Raw genomic sequence first — 16,763 nt, forward strand, 5'->3', positions numbered from 1 at the left:
TGTAGCCGATGAGAAAAGGGCGGCCAACGGGCGTTGGCCACCCGAGCGGTTTACAGAGTGACGACGCCGATGACGGTGACGACGCTGAGGATTGCCGCCAGACCGTAGAACACCCACTTGCCGGCCGGCACGTGGATCTTCAGATCGTGCATCGCATGGTGGATGCGGTGCAGGCCGCACCACAGCGGCAGAATGATCATCAGCAGCAGGAACAGGCGGCCGATCAGGCTCTGGCAGAACGCCAGCACGCGCTCGTAACCCAGCGCTTCACCGGGGAACAGCCCCAGCGGCAGCAGAATGCCGACCAGCAGCACGATAGCCGGCGCGACGATCGCGCCCCACATGCCGCCGGCGCCGAACAATCCCCAGAAAACCGGCTCGTCGGAGCGTTTAGGTGCTTGATTTATCATGTTTCCTCCGGATTAGAACAGGGCCACGGCCAGGATGACCACGCTGACGACGATCGTGACGGCCCACAGCCCTTTCACGATGGGGCCCGGTCCCATTTTCTCGCTGTTGACCACGATATTGGCGGCCTTCGGCGCCAGATCGAACCAGGTTTTGGTGTGCAGCGCCGCCGCCAGCAATGCGACGACGTTGATTAACAGCACCAGCGGATTCTGCAAGAAACCGACGAAGCCGGCCCAGCTCTCGGCGCCGCCCTTCAACGCGAACACGCCGTAGAGCAGCACGATGCTGAACCAGACCGCTAGCACCGAGGTGCCTTCGCGCAGCATGTAGAAACGGTAAAAGCCGAGCTTTTGCCACCAGGTGGGCGTCATGGTGCGCACATAGGGCTTACGTTGAGTTGTCATGGCAATTTTCTCCCTTATTGCGGCTTCAGCATGGCGATCATGAAGTCTTTGGCGCTCTCCACCTTGCCTTGCTGGATAGCGGCGGCGGGATCGACGTGTTTCGGACAGACTTCGGAGCAATAGCCGACGAAGGTGCAGCTCCAGACGCCGTTTTGGCCGTTGAGCTGCGGCATGCGCTGTTTCTTGCCGTGGTCGCGGTTGTCCAGGTTATAGCGGTGCGCCAGCGTGATCGCCGCCGGGCCGATAAACTCGGGGTTGAGGCCGAACTGCGGGCATGCCGCGTAGCACAGGCCGCAGTTGATGCAGCCGGAGAACTGGTGGTATTTGGCCATCTGCGCCGGAGTCTGCACGTTTGGGCCATCCTCCGGTTTGCGATCGTTGCCGATGATGTACGGTTTGATCGCCTCCAGGCTTTCGATGAAGTGGGTCATGTCGACCACCAGATCGCGCTCGATCGGGAAGTTGCCCAGCGCTTCAACCTTCATGCCGCCGACGTAGTCGCGCAGGAAGGTTTTGCACGCCAACTTCGGCACGCGGTTGACCATCATGCCGCAGGAGCCGCAGATCGCCATGCGGCAAGACCAGCGGTAGGAGAGGTCCGGCGCCAGGTTATCCTTGATGTAGCCCAGCGCATCGAGCAACGAGGTCTGTTCGTCGTAAGGCACGGCGTAAGTGACGAAATGCGGCTCGGCGTCGCTTTCCGGGTTATAGCGCATGACGTCGATCTTCAGGGTTTGCATCTCAGCCATTTGCCTGCTCCTTATTCTTTTTCTCCTGCGCTTCGGCTTCTGCGCCGTAGACGCGTTTGGCCGGCGGCAGCTTGGTGATTTTCACGTCGCTGTATTCGAGACGCGGCGCGCCCTGCGGGTTATGGAACGCCAGCGTATGCTTGAGGAAGTTGACGTCGTCACGCTCGGTGCAGCCTTCGTCCAGGCGCTGGTGGGCGCCGCGCGACTCTTTGCGGTTAAACGCGGAGTGCGCCATGCATTCGGCGACGTCCAGGCCATAGCCCAGCTCGATGGTGTACAGCAGATCGGTATTGAAGACGCTGGTGTTGTCGGTGATGTTGACGCGCTTGAAACGCTCTTTCAGCTCGGCCAGCTTATCGATGGTTTTTTGCATCAGCTCCGGCGTGCGGTAGATGCCGCAGCCTTCTTCCATCGACAGCCCCATTTCGTCGCGGATCTTCGCCCAGTTTTCGTTGCCTTCCTGCTTCATCAGGTTGCTCAGGCGGGTTTCGACGTCGCGGGTTTGCGCATCCAGCGCGCTGCCGTTGGCCGGCGCGGTCTCGAGCGCGCGGCGCGCGGCGTGTTCACCGGCGACGCGGCCGAACACTACCAGTTCCGCCAGCGAGTTGGAGCCGAGGCGGTTGGCGCCGTGCAGGCCGACGGAGGAGCACTCGCCGACCGCGAACAGCCCCTTGATGCGGGTTTCACAGTTCTGGTCGGTTTCAATGCCGCCCATAGTGTAGTGCGCGGTAGGGCGCACCGGGATCGGATCTTTCACCGGATCGACGCCGACGTAGGCCTTGGCCAGTTCGCAGATGAACGGCAGCCGCTCCAGCAGCTTTTTCTCGCCCAGGTGGCGCAGATCGAGGTAGACCACGTCGCCGCGCGGGGTGGCGATGGTGCGGCCGGCGCGCCATTCATGCCAGAAGGCCTGGGACACTTTATCGCGCGGGCCCAGCTCCATGTATTTGTTCTTCGGCTCGCCCAGCGGGGTTTCCGGGCCCATGCCGTAGTCTTGCAGGTAACGGTAGCCGTCTTTGTTCACCAGGATGCCACCTTCGCCGCGACAGCCCTCGGTCATCAGGATGCCGGAACCGGGCAGGCCGGTCGGATGATACTGCACGAACTCCATGTCGCGCAGCGGTACGCCGTGGTGGAACGCCATGCCCATACCGTCGCCGGTAACGATGCCGCCGTTGGTGTTGTAGCGGTAGACGCGCCCGGCGCCGCCGGTGGCCATCACCACCGCGTTGGCGCGGATCTGCACGCGGGTGCCTTCCATCATGTTGAGCGCCACCAGACCACGCGCCTGGCCGTCATCCACCAGGATATCCAGCACGAAGTGCTCGTCGAAGCGTTGGATCTGCGGATATTTCAGCGAGGTCTGGAACAGGGTGTGCAGCATGTGGAAGCCGGTCTTGTCGGCGGCGAACCAGGTGCGTTCGATCTTCATGCCGCCGAAGCGCCGCACGTTGACCGACCCGTCCGGTTTGCGGCTCCACGGGCAGCCCCACTGCTCGAGCTGGGTCATCTCGCGCGGGCACTGATGCACGAAGTGATCGACCACGTCCTGCTCGCACAACCAGTCGCCGCCGGCGACGGTGTCGTTGAAGTGGTAGTCGAAGGTATCGTGATCCTGGGTGACGGCGGCGGAGCCCCCCTCGGCGGCGACCGTGTGGCTGCGCATCGGATAGACCTTAGAGATCAGCGCGATTTTCAGTTGGGGATTGGCTTCCGCTGCGGCTATTGCTGCACGTAAACCAGCGCCCCCGGCCCCAATAATGGCAAGATCGGCGTTAAAGGTTTGCACTGCATTCCTCCAATGTTCTTGTTAAGAACGGCAAGTTAAATATCTATGCTTAAAATTTAGCGAACTCTTCGGGTGCTAACTAATTGAACCGATTAATGTTGCTTAAAGGTTAAGGATAGATATCTCCCACCAATAATGGGGAATTAACTATACCTAAAGTTAAGTAGTCGAAATTTGATGTGATCGATTGTTTTGTCGATTAACGCTCGACCAACAGGCTTGCCTGTTTTTTTGCGCGTTTGGCCTGCTTTACCCTTTTTAACGCGCTTTTGCCGCCCATTTATCGGAAATTGGCGTTATGGACGGTTGTGCATCGTGAAGAATTTGTTTGGCTGCAAGGATGCGAGTAGACTGCATCCCCTGTTTGATTTCGGAGTTAATTACCATGAGCGAAACGGCAAGCTGGCAGCCTAGTGCACCCATCGCCAATTTGTTGAAACGCGCAGCGATTCTGGCTGAGATCCGGCGTTTCTTCGCCGATCGTGGCGTGCTGGAAGTTGAGACGCCCACCATGAGCCAGGCGACGGTCACCGACGTTCACCTGTTCCCGTTCGAGACGCGTTTCGTCGGGCCGGGGGCGGCAGAGGGCCTGACGCTATACATGATGACCAGCCCGGAATATCACATGAAGCGCCTGTTGGCGGCGGGCAGCGGCCCGATCTACCAAATGGGGCGCAGCTTCCGCAATGAAGAAGCCGGGCGGCATCACAACCCGGAATTCACCATGCTGGAGTGGTACCGTCCGCACTACGACATGTACCGCCTGATGAACGAGGTGGACGATCTGCTGCAACAGGTGCTGGACTGCGAGAGCGCGGAGACCCTGTCCTATCAGCAGGCGTTCCTGCGCCATCTGGACATCGATCCGCTGTCGGCGGAGAAGGCGCAGCTGCGTGAAGCGGCAGCCAAACTCGATCTGAGCAACATCGCCGATACCGAAGAAGACCGTGATACGTTGTTGCAGCTGCTGTTCACCGTGGGCGTGGAGCCGCATATCGGCCGTGAAAAACCGGCGTTCGTGTACCACTTCCCGGCCAGCCAGGCGGCGCTGGCGGAGATCAGCACCGAAGACCACCGCGTGGCGGAGCGTTTCGAGGTGTATTTCAAGGGCATTGAGCTGGCGAACGGTTTCCGCGAGCTGACCGACGGCCGTGAACAACAGCAGCGCTTCGAGCAGGACAACCGCAAACGTGCGGAGCGCGGCCTGCCGCAGCAGCCGATCGACTACAACCTGTTGGCGGCGTTGCAGCACGGCATGCCGGAATGCTCCGGCGTGGCGCTGGGCGTGGATCGCCTGGTGATGCTGGCGCTGGGCGCCGAGAGCCTGAGCGAAGTTTTAGCCTTCCCAGTCGGGATCGCCTGAGTTTCAGGCGGTAAGAAAAGCAAAAAAGGCCGGCATTTGCCGGCCCTTTTTTTATCGCGAGAAACGCTTACAGCCCCCCGGCGTCGCGCTTGGTGTTCGGCGCCGGCGTGGACGGCGGCGTACGGCCGTTGTTGGTCAACCGCGACAGCGTCTCGGTGCGCACCTGGAACGGCGGGTACGGCAGCGTGATGCCGTGCTCGCGGTAGCCCGCCAAGATCAACTGGTGGATCTCGTGACGCAGCGGCATACGGTGGCCCATCTCGGCGGCGTAAATACGCATCTCGAAGATCTGGATGCCCTGTTGCAGATCGACCAGGTAAACCTCCGGCGCCGGGTTATCCAGCACCAGCGAGCAGCGCTCGGCGGCGTTCATCAGGATCTTGGTCACTTCTTCGCTGTTGGCTTCGCCCGGCGCCGGTACGGTCAGCACCACACGGGTCAGGGTGTCGGACAGCGACCAGTTGACGAACTGTTCGGTGATGAAGGCTTTGTTCGGCACGATGATCTCTTTGCGGTCCCAGTCCGAGATGGTGGTGGCGCGGGTGTTGATCTTGGTGACGGTACCGGTCAGGTTGCGGATCGTCACGGTGTCGCCGATGCGGATCGGTTTCTCGAACAGGATGATCAGGCCGGAGATGAAGTTGGAGAAGATCTCCTGCATGCCGAAGCCCAACCCCAGACTGAGCGCGGTAACCACCCACTGCAGTTTCGACCATTCGATGCCGATCCAGGCGAAGCTGAGCACCGCGCCGAACACCAGCAACAGGTACTTGGTGATGGTGGTAATGGCGTAGCCGGTGCCCGGCGTCAGATCCAGGTGCTGCAGCACTGCCAACTCCAGCAGCGCCGGCAGGTTGCGCACCAGCTGCATGGTGATGATCAACACCAGAATGGCGATCAGAACCGCGCCGAGAGTGATTGGATGGGCGGTTTCCACGCCGTTCACCGTCGAGGTCACGTCCCACAGCGAGATGTTTTCCAGGAAGGCGAACGCGGAGTGGATCTCCGACCACAGCACGATCACCGACACCAGCGCGATCAGCGTCAGGATCGAGCGCACCAGCCGCAGCGACTGGGCGCTGATGGTGTCCAGATCGAAGTCCGAATCGTCCGGATCGATGGCGCCTTCAGTGCTGTTCGGGGTGTGCGAGGTTTCGTCTTCGCCGCGGGCGCGCTGGGCCAGGATGTCGGCGCGGCGCTGTTTGGCGCGATCGAAGGCGATGCGCCGCCGTTGGATCAGCATCCAGCGGCGGATGATGTGGTAGATGACCAGCAGCAGGAACCAGATCGCCACCGAGGTTTCCAGGCGCGCCAACAGCGCCTGCGCGGTGGTGAGGTAACCGACGGTCGAGGCCAGTGCCGCCAATAGCGGCGCCGACAGCAGCAGCCCCCAGAAGGCGCTGTTGAGCATGTTGTCGCCGGAGCCGTTTTTATCCAGATACAGCGGGATACCGGCGCGCTTCAGGCTGTGGGTGACCAGCGCCAGCGCCAGACACAGCAGGATGAAGCACAGCCGTCCCAGCGTGTTGGCGAACTCGCGTTCTTTCAGGCTATCGAAAGTGATCAGCGCCATGATCAGCGGCACGATCAGCCAGATCGACATCTTGTAGTAGCGCATGGCGCGCGAAACCTGCTTCGCCGGCCAGCGGAAGTGCACGATGAACAGCCCCTGAGGGTGGGCGAAGGCGGCGCAGATCATGCAGATCCACAGGATCGGCAGCGTGGCGGTCACCCCTTTGCCGATCGCTTCCGCCACCGGGTAGTTCCAGGCGCTCTGCAGACCGTAACCGAGCGCGGCCCATAGCACTGGCAGCGGCATCGCCACCAGAATCGACCAGAATACGGTGCGCACCGTCAGGAAGAATTCGTCCTGCGTCACCTTGCCGACGCGGCTGCTGGCGCGCTCGAGGAAGGCGTGATAGTGCTTGCGCGAACTGATGCTGAAAATCACCAACAGCAGGGCGCCGAAGATCGGGATCAGCGTTTCGCGGCTGGTCACCATCATCATGAAGGCGCCGCCGAGCTGCGACAGCGTGTCCAGCGACAGGACGCGGGTCAGATCGTGCGCCACGTTGAGCGGGTAGGAAAAGTTGATCGGATTAACGTCCGGCACCCAGAACAGATAGCGGTGGGTGGCGTCGCGGATCTCGTTCAACGCTTCGATCAGCTGGGTGTTGGCCACCTTCAGCTTGGTCAGCTCGAGGATTTGGGTGTCGCAACCGGACAGCAACGAGTTGAGCAGTTCGCGCTGGGTGCGCAGCTGAGCATCGACGATGCGCTGCTCCTGGTTGGTCAGCGCGCTGCCGTCGTCGCGTTTGAATTCGCGCTGCGACAGTTTTTCCAGTTGATTTTCAAACTGCAGGCGCTGCACGCGCAGCTGGGCCATGTCGCCGTCCAGCTGTTGTGGCTTGGGCATTTCCGGCAGCGTCGCCACCTGAGCGCGCAGGGTTTCCCCTAACGCCGACGACGAGCCGAGCCACTGGGCCTGTTCGATAATGGTGCTCAGCGCCTGGCGCACCTGCAGCGTCTGCGCCGCCGCCTGCCGCTGCTGCGATGAAATCAGATCCATGCGCTGCGCCTGGCTGTTCAGCGCGGCGGACAGTTCGCGGTTGATCTGCAGCTGTTGGCTGAGGCTTTTTGGCAAATCGCCGTTCTGCTCGGCCAGCTGCTCGGTTTTTTCCAGCGCCAGTTCCGCTTCGCGTTGGCGCTGGGCGTTGAGGTTGTTGCGCAGCGCCTGCAGCTGAACGTCTATTTTCTCGTGGCGCTTTTTATAGACCTCGGCGCGCATGCGCGCCAGCTCCTGACGGTTGTTGGCCGACAGCTGCGCCAGCTCCAGCTCGTCCACTTTGGCTTTGCGCGCCGCGGCTTCGGTCTGCAGCAGGGCCAGGGCGGCCTGCGCGTACGGGGTGGTCGGGTTGGCGGGCTGCGCCTGCAGACGGCGCTGCACTTCGGTCAGCGCGCGGCGGGCGTCGGTCTGCTGCTGCGGCAGCTGGCCGAGCGAATCGCTGATTTCCCGCGTGCGATCCTGCTCTTGCTGCAGCAGGCGCGCCTGTTCCAGCAGCAGGCTGCTGGTTTGCAGAATCTGCTGTTCCAGCTCGGCGGCCGGCAGATCGTCGCCGTTCGGCAGGATCTTGTTGCTTTCCAGCACCAACTGACGGCGCAGCTCCTGCGTCATCTTCGGGAAATCGTCGATCACCCTCTGATACTGCTCGGAGCGAGTCTGCGACTCTTTACGCTCCGTCAGCCAGTTGAGGGCGCTTTGCAGCGCCTCGGTGGTTTCCGCCTGATTCGGCGCGTTTTTGCTGCTTTCCGCCTGCTTCAGCTCCTGTTTGAGCTGGTTCTCGGTCGGCACGGGGGCGGCCAGCGCCGGTTGCCACAGCAGGCAACCGAGCAAAAGCGTGATGATCAGGCGCACGGCGTCGATTCCTTTAGAGCGGGGTCTGTGGTGTTTCAGCGGCGGCCGGGATTTCGGCGAAGGCCTCACCCATGCGGGTGACGGTGCCGTTATGCAGTTGCGGCGCAAACTGCACGCTGCCTGCGGTAAACAGGTTGATCACCGTGGAGCCGAGTTTGAAACGGCCCATCTCGGCGCCTTTTTCCAGCGCGATGGCGCCTTCTTCGCCGGCGGCCGGGTAGGTCCAGCGTTTGATGATGCCTTCGCGCGGCGGCGTGACGGTGCCGGCCCAGATGGTTTCGATGCTGCCGACGATGGTGGCGCCGACCAGGATTTGCACCATCGGCCCGATGTCAGTGTCGAATACGCAGATCACGCGCTCGTTGCGAGCGAACAGGTTAGGCACGTTGGCGGCGGTGAGCGGGTTGACCGAGAACAGATCGCCCGGCACATAGATCATTTCGCGCAGTACGCCGGCGCACGGCATGTGTACGCGGTGATAGTCGCGCGGTGCCAGGTAGGTAGTGGCGAACAGGCCGTTGCGGAACGGCTCGGCCAACAGGTAGTTGCCGGCCAGCAGTGCTTCCAGGCTGTAGTGGTGGCCTTTGGCCTGGAAGATTTGATCCTCGCGGATCGGGCCGAGCTGGCTGATGGCGCCATCGGCAGGCAGCGCCAGCCAGTTGGCGTCGGCGATGATCGGGCGCGCACCATCGCGCAGCGGGCGCACGAAGAAGTCGTTGAAGGTGGCGTAAGACGTCAGGTCCGGGTTTTGCGCTTCCTGCATGTCCACGCGGTAGTAGCGGGCGAAGGTTTTGACCACCAGTTGGGTCAGCCAGCCTGCCTGTTTGTCGGCGCCCCAGCCCGCCAGGCGGGTCAGCGCCAGCTTCGGTAGCCAATATTGCAGTTTAATCTTGATGCTATCCAGCACGTTAACCTCGTGAATCAGGGTAAAGGGCGCGCATTGTAACGAGGGCCTCGCCGTCGTCAATGCTCGCCCGTCAGTGTCAGTCTGCGGCGTCCGTGAAGTTCTTGCGAACCTTCACCTGAGCCATGCTTTCCAGAATGCGGTGATAGTTGTCGAAACGCTCTTCCGCGATATCGCCTTTCTCCATCGCCGCGCGGATGGCGCAGCCGGGATCGGTATCGTGGCGGCAGTCGCGGAATTTGCAACCGCCTAAATAATCACGGAATTCGACAAAGCCGCGGGTGATTTGTTCCGGCTCCAGGTGCCACAGGCCAAACTCGCGCACCCCCGGGGAGTCGATCACGTCGCCACCGTGCTGGAAATGGTACAGCCGCGCGGCGGTGGTGGTATGTTGCCCGAGGCCCGAGACGTCGGAAACCTGATTTACCAGAATTTGCTCTTCAGACGGCGGCAGCAGCGCGTTCAGCAGGCTGGACTTGCCGACTCCCGACTGGCCGGCGAAGATGCTGATGCGCCCGGCGAGCGCCTGTTCGAATTCCGCCATGCCTTCCCGCGTCTGGCTGGAGACTTCCAGCACCCGGTAGCCAATCTTGCGATAGATATCCATCATGCCGTCGACCAGCTTGCGCGCTTCGGCGTCCAGCAGGTCAATTTTGTTGAGCACGATCAGCGGCTCGACTTCGAGCGTTTCGCAGGCCACCAGATAGCGGTCGATGATGTTCAGCGACAGCTCGGGCAGGATCGCTGACACGATGACGATCTGATTGATATTGGCGGCGATCGGTTTCACGCCGTCGTAGAAGTCCGGGCGCGTCAGCACCGAGGTGCGCTCGTGCACCGCTTCCACAATGCCTTTTACCCCTTCATGGGTGCCCAGGCCGGGGCGCCACACCACGCGATCGCCGGTGACCAGCGAACGCAGCGTGCGGCGGATATTGCAGCGGTGCTGAGTGCCATCCGGCGCCTCAACGTCGGCGTGCATGCCGAAACGGCTGATGACGACGCCTTCCTGCGGCTCGCCCAGCTGGGAATCATCCGGTTCCGGTTTGTTATCAGCGCGTTTCAGACGGCGCTGATGGTTCGCCTGCACGCGGCGTTGCTGACCTTTGGACAGTTTGTTCTTACTCACTGCGCCTCACTTGAATCGGTTTTATACCTTTACGTATACGCACAGCTGCGGCGAGGGACTAGCCCCGGGCGCAGCCTTGAACCCGTCAGGGTATATGTCGCCGATGGCGACCAAAAAGACTATGATACACGCTATTTTATATTAAATAACCGTTGTTAGCCGCCGGCTGCGGCGCGTTGCCACCGGCGGCGCCCGTCGTCTCGTCCGCACAGCGTTTTTCTCTCGGCTTTTAGGCAGGAAACATCATGACAGGAAACGAAAATAACCTGATTTGGATCGATTTGGAGATGACCGGGCTGGATCCCGAGCGTGACCGCATTATTGAGATCGCCACGCTGGTCACCGACGCCAACCTGAACATCCTGGCGGAAGGGCCGGTGATCGCCGTGCACCAATCCGACGAGCAGCTGGCCTTGATGGACGAGTGGAACGTGCGCACCCATACCGGCAGCGGGCTGGTGGAGCGGGTGAAAGCCAGCCGCCAGGACGATCGCGCCGCTGAGCTGGAAACGATAGCCTTCCTGCAGCAGTGGGTACCGGCCGGCAAATCGCCGATCTGCGGCAACAGCGTGGGCCAGGATCGCCGTTTCTTGTTCCGTTATATGCCGGAGCTGGAGGCCTACTTCCATTACCGCTATCTGGACGTCAGCACGCTGAAGGAGCTGGCGCGCCGTTGGAAGCCTGAAATTCTCGGCGGCTTTAAGAAGCAGGGCACCCATCAGGCGCTGGATGACATCCGCGAATCGGTGGCCGAACTGGCTTATTACCGCGAACATTTCATTCAGCTTTAAGGCGACGACGGCCCCTGCGGGGAAAAAACGCCGTTTTTAGCCGCTTAATTCGCCAATCTGGCGCTTTAATCGGCAATCAAACAAAAATCGCGTTTTTTTGCTTTCAGGGGCTTGCGACAAAAAGGATTTCTCGTATAATGCGCACCCCGTACCGATGAAGAATTTCGTAACGTTCCACCATCGATACGCCGGGCGGGAATAGCTCAGTTGGTAGAGCACGACCTTGCCAAGGTCGGGGTCGCGAGTTCGAGTCTCGTTTCCCGCTCCAAATTCAACAATGTCGCGATGCGGCATGATGAATAAATAAAGCAGTATCAAGCAGTACCTATGCGACGCGGGAATAGCTCAGTTGGTAGAGCGCAACCTTGCCAAGGTTGAGGTCGCGAGTTCGAGCCTCGTTTCCCGCTCCAAAAATTCAAAGGTCACGCCAGTGTTTGGTGGCCGGATGCCAAAAGCATCTCAATGCGGGAATAGCTCAGTTGGTAGAGCACGACCTTGCCAAGGTCGGGGTCGCGAGTTCGAGTCTCGTTTCCCGCTCCAATTTTCTCTTCGTTTCAAACTCAAATCCAACGCCTTATCCGGCGCGGGTTTTTGTCCCGTTTTACACGCCTGGTAAAAATGTTGTAAACAGAGTTATCCACAGCCTCTGTACATAAACTCGCCTGTCTGAAAAATCAACGTCATACAAATTAAATATTTATCTATTTGATTTATATGCTTATTTATTTATCCCAAAACGTTATGCCGATCACTTGCTCTTTTTGTTGCAGTTGAAAGACAACGTGTTTTTATTTTTATGCACAAATCCACAGAGTGAGTCTTCCGGCGATACGCCTGAATGGCGTACGCCGTCAGGCATCCCTTGGCAAACCTTTTTCCACAGCCCGTATCAGCCGCTTTTTCTGCGCCGTCTGCACCTCGATACCCTGCGCTTCGCGGCGAGCGAGCTGTTGCGCCAGCGCCCAGTGGATATGTTCATCCAGCATGGCGTCTTGGCCCAAACGCGTGCGCAGTGCGAGCACGATGCTGTCTTCGTAGGGCGCATTGCCCAGCGCCACGGCGATATTGCGCAGCCAGCGCAGGTGGCCGATGCGGCGTATCGCCGAGCCTTCGGTGATGCGCAGGAATTTTTCTTCCGTCCAGTTGAACAGATCGAGCAGCTGCGGCGCATGCAGCGCGGCGCGGGGGCTGAAATCGTCTTCGTCGGTGAGCTGAGAAAAGCGGTTCCACGGGCAAATCAGCTGGCAGTCGTCGCAGCCGTAGATGCGGTTGCCGAGCAGCGGACGGAATTCTTCCGGGATCGCGCCTTCCAGCTCGATGGTTAGGTAGGAGATGCAGCGCCGGGCATCGACGGTGTAGGGCGCGACGATGGCGCCGGTCGGGCAGGTGGTGATGCAGGCAACGCAGCGGCCGCACTGCTCTTCCTGCGGCTGATCCACCGGCAATGGCAGGTCGATCAGCAGTTCGCCGAGGAAAAACCACGACCCGGCTTCACGGTTGAGAATTAGTGAGTGTTTACCAACCCAGCCAATGCCCGCTTTGGCGGCCAGCGCGCGCTCCATCACCGGCGCAGAATCGACAAAGGGGCGAAAATTCAACTCGCCGCAGTATTCCTGGATCTGATCGCCCAGCTTTTTCAGACGCTGGCGCAACAGCTTGTGATAATCGCGCCCCAGCGCATAGCGGCTGACGTAGCCCAATTGCGGGTTCTGCAGGGTGCTGGCGAACGCCGCCTTGGCCGGCAGGTAGTTCATGCGCACGCTGATCACCCGCAGCGTGCCCGGCAACAGCTCGTGAGGGCGTGCGCGCAGCATGCCGTGGCGCGCCATCCATTCCATCTCGCCGTGGTACTGTTTGTCGAGCCAGGCCTGCAGCTTCGGCTCTTCCAGGCTCAGATCGGTATCGCAGATGCCAACCTGCTGGAATCCTAGCGATTGCCCCCATTGCTTGATATGTTGGGCGAGTTGATGGAGATCGAGGGGGTGCGTCATGACGGGCCACAGTGAAAAAGCATACGCTGACAGTTTACCACACTCTGTCTGGCCTGCGGATTGGATCCGTCGCTCGGAACCCGCGGCGGCGGCCTCGCTCGGTCTTTCTCTTTACGATTTAATGCTGCGCGCCGGTCAGGCGGCCTACGTTCTGGCGCGCGACACTTATCCCTCCTGCAACCACTGGCTGGTGCTCTGTGGCCACGGCAACAACGGCGGCGACGGCTATGTGGTGGCGCGCCTGGCGAAGGCGGCGGGCGTGCAGGTGACGCTGATCGCCTGCGAAGGCGCGCGGCCTTTGCCGCCGGAGGCCGCAGCGGCCCGCGAGGCCTGGCTGGCTGCCGGCGGCGACATTCTGCCGGCGAACAGCCGCTGGCCGGCGTCTGTTTCGCTCATCATTGATGGCCTGCTAGGCACCGGCCTGGGCAGCGCGCCGCGTGCGCCCTACGACGCGCTGATCGAGGCCGTCAACCGCCATTCGGCGCCGGTGGTGGCGCTCGATATCCCGTCCGGCCTGCTGGCGGAAAGTGGCGCGACGCCGGGCCCGGTCGTGCGTGCCGCGCACACCATCACGTTCATTGGCCTCAAGCCGGGTTTGCTGACCGGGCAAGCGCGCGACTGGGTCGGGCAACTTCATCAGAATACGCTAGGCTTATCGGATTGGCTGGCGAAGCAACCGGAGCAGATTCAGCGGCTTACCGCCGAGGTGTTACCGCGCTGGCTGCATCCGCGTCGTCCCTGTGCCCATAAAGGCGAGCATGGCCGTCTGCTGTTGGTGGGCGGCGATCGCGGGTTCGGTGGCGCCATTCGCATGGCGGCGGAAGCGGCGCTGCGCAGCGGGGCTGGGTTGGTGCGAGTGCTTACTCACATTGAGCACGTCGCGCCGCTGCTGGCGGCCCGGCCGGAGCTGATGGCGCAGGCGCTGGACGAGGCGACGCTTCGGCAGGCGATGCAATGGGCGGATGTGCTGGTGATCGGTCCGGGGCTTGGCCAGGCTGAGTGGGGCAAAAATGCCTTGAACGTGCTGCAAACCAGCGATAAACCGGCCTTGTGGGACGCCGATGCGCTGAACTTGCTGGCATTAAATCCCGAGAAACGGCAGAATCGCGTGATGACTCCGCATCCTGGAGAGGCTGCGCGGCTGTTGAGCTGCAGCACTGTCGACATCGAGAGTGATCGCTTACTTGCCGTGCGCAAGCTGACGGCACGCTACGGCGGCGTGGCGGTGCTAAAAGGCGCCGGTACGCTGATCGCCGATGAGCAGGGGCAGATGGCGATCGCCGACGTCGGCAACGCCGGCATGGCCTCCGGCGGCATGGGCGATGTGCTGTCGGGCATCATCGGCGGTTTGCTGGCGCAAAAGCTCTCGCTGTATGATGCCGCCTGTGCGGGCTGCGTCGTACACGGCGCGGCCGGCGATCGCGTAGCGGAAAGACAAGGAACAAGAGGCATGTTGGCGACCGATTTACTGCCGGACATCCTTCATTTCGTTAACCCTGAGTGGGCAAAATAGACTTTATCGAATGAAAGAACTCGTTTTACCTCTGCCGGACGAGGCAGCGACTGTCGCTTTGGGCACCACTTTGGCCAAGGCCTGCGATCGCGCCAGCGTCATCTATCTCTACGGCGACCTGGGCGCCGGTAAAACCACCTTCAGCCGTGGTTTCCTGCAGGCGTTGGGGCATCAGGGCAACGTCAAAAGCCCAACCTACACGCTGGTGGAACCCTATGCCTTGCAGCCGCTGGCGGTGTATCACTTCGATCTGTATCGCCTGGCCGATCCGGAAGAGCTTGAATTTATGGGCATTCGCGATTACTTCGCGCAAGACGCCATCTGCCTGGTCGAATGGCCGCAGCAGGGCACTGGCGTGCTGCCGGAGCCGGATCTGGCGCTGTACCTCAGCTATCAGGGCGAGGGGCGAGAGGCGAAGATCGAGGCGATTTCCGCATACGGCAGCCAGCTGTTAGACCGCATTCATGGATCACAGGGATGATGCTGCAATGACGCATGTGTTGAAAAAATTTGCGGTCATCATGCTGATCGCCGTGCTGGGGCCGCTCGGCGCGTTGAACGCGCTGGCGGCGTCCTCGCTGTCCGATATCAAAGTGTCCAACGCCCAACGCGAAGCGACGGTGTCGGTGAGCTTCAATGGTCCGCCGGACTACGCGTTTTTCCCGCTTCACGGCCCGGAGCGCGTGGTGCTTGACGTCAACCAGAAAGGCAAGGTCGGCGGCCTGCCGCTCAATTTCAGCGGCCAAAACCTGGTGAAGAGCATTCGCTCCAGCGCGCCGAAAGACGCTCAGAGCGTGCGTTTGGTGTTTGACCTGACGCAGCGCGCCAAAACCCGCGTCGCCACCCGCCAGAACGGCGGCGTGCACACCGTAGTGTTCACTATCACGGCCGAAGGCAGTGCCAATACCGTAGTGCGTAAAGCGCCGGTTGCGGTCAATCCACCGCCGCGTCAGGCGCCCGTCACGGTCAGCCAGCCACCGCGCCAGGCGCCGGTGGCGGTGCGTGAAGCGCCGGAGCCGCCGCTGCGCAAAGCGCCGACGGGATCGAATCCGTTTACCAATAAACAGACCGTGGTTGCAGGCACCGCCACCGAGGTGACGCCGCGCAGTAGCCGCGTTTCCGCCGGTTCCGGCGATCGGGTGGTGGTAGCGATCGACGCCGGCCACGGCGGCCAGGATCCGGGCGCCATTGGCCCGAGCGGACTGAAAGAAAAGAACGTCACCATCGCCATCGCGCGTCGCCTGCAGGCGATGCTGGACGCCGACCCGCAGTTCAAGCCGGTGCTGACGCGTAACGGTGACTATTTTATTTCGGTGATGGGACGTTCCGACGTTGCGCGTAAACAGGGCGCCAACGTACTGGTCTCCATCCACGCCGACGCCGCGCCAAACCGCAGCGCCAGCGGGGCTTCCGTATGGGTGCTGTCCAATCGCCGCGCCAACAGCGAAATGGCCGGTTGGCTCGAACAGCATGAGAAGCAGTCCGAGCTGCTCGGCGGCGCCGGCGACTTGCTGGCCAACAGCCAGGCCGACCCTTATCTGAGCCAGGCGGTGCTGGATCTGCAGTTCGGCCACTCGCAGCGCGTTGGTTACGATGTGGCGGTGAAGGTGCTGCAGCAGCTGCAGAGCGTCGGATCGTTGCATAAACGCCGGCCGGAACACGCCAGCCTGGGCGTGCTGCGTTCGCCGGATATTCCCTCGCTGCTGGTGGAAACCGGATTTATCAGTAATAGCACGGAGGAGCGGCTGCTGGGCAGTAGCGCGTATCAGGAGAAGATTGCCAAGGCCATTCATAACGGCCTGCGCAGCTACTTCCTGACGCATCCGCTGCAAGCCGACCCAAAGGTGGAAAACCGACCGCTGGACGTCGCAGCGGCGGTTAACACCTCAACACCAGACGTGCGCCAGCCTGAGCCTATCGTGAGCTCGGCTGGCGCGAGCCGCAGCGAAAGCGGCAAGACTCAGATCCACGTGGTGAAACGAGCGGAGACGCTGTCTGGCATCGCCGACAGCTACGGCACGACCATGGCGGCGCTGCGGGATCTGAACAAACTGAAAAAAGACGGCGTGTGGGTCGGGCAACGTCTGAAGGTGCCGGCGGGGAAAACCGCCGCCGTCACCGCCGTCGCCAAGGCGAAAACGCCGGCGAAGAAGCCGTCTAAACATAAAGTGGCCCGCGGGGACACGCTGTCCTCTATCGCCTCTCGTTATGGGGTCAGCGTCGGCGATCTGAAACGGGTCAATAATCTGAAGTCGGACGTCGCGCCGCTGGACCGGACGCTGACCATTCCGCAGGCCTAGCGCC

General features: G+C 61.4%; 13 protein-coding genes and 3 tRNA genes. 8 read left to right on the forward strand and 8 right to left on the reverse strand.

The features are described 5' to 3' along the window. Positions 1-50: 50 nt before the first annotated feature. From frdD to frdA, 4 genes are read right to left on the reverse strand one after another with little or no spacing between them, the layout of a single operon-like run. Entirely contained in the window at positions 51-410 is a 360-nt protein-coding gene (frdD, locus tag GUC32_RS01690) for a fumarate reductase subunit FrdD (RefSeq protein WP_004929672.1), read from the reverse strand. Positions 411-422: 12 nt separating this feature from the next. Beyond that, positions 423-815: a fumarate reductase subunit FrdC gene (gene frdC, locus GUC32_RS01695; protein ID WP_025305010.1), complete on the reverse strand. Its 393-nt coding sequence runs from the start codon at positions 813-815 to the stop codon at positions 423-425. 14 nt (positions 816-829) lie between these two features. Then, positions 830-1,564: a succinate dehydrogenase/fumarate reductase iron-sulfur subunit gene (locus GUC32_RS01700; protein WP_004929676.1), complete on the reverse strand. Its 735-nt coding sequence runs from the start codon at positions 1,562-1,564 to the stop codon at positions 830-832. After that, positions 1,557-3,353 carry a fumarate reductase (quinol) flavoprotein subunit gene (gene frdA, locus GUC32_RS01705; RefSeq protein WP_049209616.1) on the reverse strand — a complete coding sequence of 599 codons (1,797 nt, stop codon included), beginning with the start codon at positions 3,351-3,353 and terminating at the stop codon, positions 1,557-1,559. Before frdA ends, GUC32_RS01700 begins: the two co-directional genes overlap by 8 nt. A gap of 385 nt (positions 3,354-3,738) precedes the next feature. On the opposite strand from frdA, the gene epmA reads away from it, so the two are divergent. Next, a complete protein-coding gene (epmA, locus tag GUC32_RS01710) occupies positions 3,739-4,716 on the forward strand; it encodes an elongation factor P--(R)-beta-lysine ligase (protein ID WP_025305012.1) in 978 nt (325 codons plus the stop codon). Positions 4,717-4,783: 67 nt separating this feature from the next. Here the strand turns inward: epmA and mscM are convergent, their stop codons facing one another. The 3 genes from mscM to rsgA form a co-directional block, all read right to left on the reverse strand. Beyond that, a complete protein-coding gene (gene mscM, locus GUC32_RS01715) occupies positions 4,784-8,131 on the reverse strand; it encodes a miniconductance mechanosensitive channel MscM (protein ID WP_049205242.1) in 3,348 nt (1,115 codons plus the stop codon). A 13-nt stretch (positions 8,132-8,144) separates the two neighbouring features. Next, positions 8,145-9,038 (reverse strand): archaetidylserine decarboxylase, encoded by an 894-nt coding sequence (gene asd, locus GUC32_RS01720; protein WP_025305014.1) that lies wholly within the window; start codon positions 9,036-9,038, stop codon positions 8,145-8,147. A 76-nt stretch (positions 9,039-9,114) separates the two neighbouring features. Next, positions 9,115-10,164, reverse strand: coding sequence for a small ribosomal subunit biogenesis GTPase RsgA (gene rsgA, locus GUC32_RS01725; RefSeq protein WP_004929686.1), 1,050 nt, complete (start codon positions 10,162-10,164; stop codon positions 9,115-9,117). Between the two features lie 245 nt (positions 10,165-10,409). Between rsgA and orn the strand changes: the two genes are divergently transcribed. From orn to GUC32_RS01745, 4 genes are all read left to right on the forward strand, one after another. Further along, complete coding sequence (gene orn, locus GUC32_RS01730; RefSeq protein ID WP_004929689.1) at positions 10,410-10,955, forward strand: oligoribonuclease; 546 nt, start codon at positions 10,410-10,412, stop codon at positions 10,953-10,955. A 192-nt stretch (positions 10,956-11,147) separates the two neighbouring features. Further along, positions 11,148-11,223, forward strand: a tRNA-Gly gene (locus tag GUC32_RS01735). Between the two features lie 66 nt (positions 11,224-11,289). Then, a tRNA-Gly gene (locus GUC32_RS01740) sits at positions 11,290-11,365 on the forward strand. Between the two features lie 54 nt (positions 11,366-11,419). Further along, positions 11,420-11,495 (forward strand) — tRNA-Gly (locus tag GUC32_RS01745). Between the two features lie 311 nt (positions 11,496-11,806). Here GUC32_RS01745 and queG read toward each other — a convergent pair. After that, positions 11,807-12,946 (reverse strand): tRNA epoxyqueuosine(34) reductase QueG, encoded by a 1,140-nt coding sequence (gene queG / locus GUC32_RS01750; protein ID WP_025305015.1) that lies wholly within the window; start codon positions 12,944-12,946, stop codon positions 11,807-11,809. Here queG and nnr point away from each other — a divergent pair. From nnr to amiB, 3 genes are read left to right on the forward strand one after another with little or no spacing between them, the layout of a single operon-like run. Further along, a complete protein-coding gene (gene nnr, locus GUC32_RS01755; RefSeq protein ID WP_049208611.1) occupies positions 12,945-14,459 on the forward strand; it encodes a bifunctional ADP-dependent NAD(P)H-hydrate dehydratase/NAD(P)H-hydrate epimerase in 1,515 nt (504 codons plus the stop codon). The genes queG and nnr overlap by 2 nt on opposite strands. Positions 14,460-14,469: 10 nt before the next feature. Beyond that, on the forward strand, positions 14,470-14,940 hold the full coding sequence (tsaE, locus tag GUC32_RS01760) for a tRNA (adenosine(37)-N6)-threonylcarbamoyltransferase complex ATPase subunit type 1 TsaE (protein WP_028127566.1): 471 nt from the start codon (positions 14,470-14,472) through the stop codon (positions 14,938-14,940). A 7-nt stretch (positions 14,941-14,947) separates the two neighbouring features. Beyond that, entirely contained in the window at positions 14,948-16,759 is a 1,812-nt protein-coding gene (amiB, locus tag GUC32_RS01765; RefSeq protein WP_369435517.1) for an N-acetylmuramoyl-L-alanine amidase AmiB, read from the forward strand. Positions 16,760-16,763: the final 4 nt, after the last annotated feature.

The organism is Serratia sp. NGAS9, from assembly GCF_009905295.1.
In the GTDB taxonomy this organism is placed as follows: Bacteria; Pseudomonadota; Gammaproteobacteria; order Enterobacterales; family Enterobacteriaceae; genus Serratia; species Serratia bockelmannii.

Coding starts and splice junctions, on each gene's coding strand:
- frdD (WP_004929672.1), bottom strand. CDS start 410: ATGATAAATCAAGCACCTAAACGCTCCGACGAGCCGGTTTTCTGGGGA.
- frdC (WP_025305010.1), bottom strand. CDS start 815: ATGACAACTCAACGTAAGCCCTATGTGCGCACCATGACGCCCACCTGG.
- GUC32_RS01700 (WP_004929676.1), bottom strand. CDS start 1,564: ATGGCTGAGATGCAAACCCTGAAGATCGACGTCATGCGCTATAACCCG.
- epmA (WP_025305012.1), top strand. CDS start 3,739: ATGAGCGAAACGGCAAGCTGGCAGCCTAGTGCACCCATCGCCAATTTG.
- orn (WP_004929689.1), top strand. CDS start 10,410: ATGACAGGAAACGAAAATAACCTGATTTGGATCGATTTGGAGATGACC.
- nnr (WP_049208611.1), top strand. CDS start 12,945: ATGACGGGCCACAGTGAAAAAGCATACGCTGACAGTTTACCACACTCT.
- queG (WP_025305015.1), bottom strand. CDS start 12,946: ATGACGCACCCCCTCGATCTCCATCAACTCGCCCAACATATCAAGCAA.
- tsaE (WP_028127566.1), top strand. CDS start 14,470: ATGAAAGAACTCGTTTTACCTCTGCCGGACGAGGCAGCGACTGTCGCT.
- amiB (WP_369435517.1), top strand. CDS start 14,948: ATGACGCATGTGTTGAAAAAATTTGCGGTCATCATGCTGATCGCCGTG.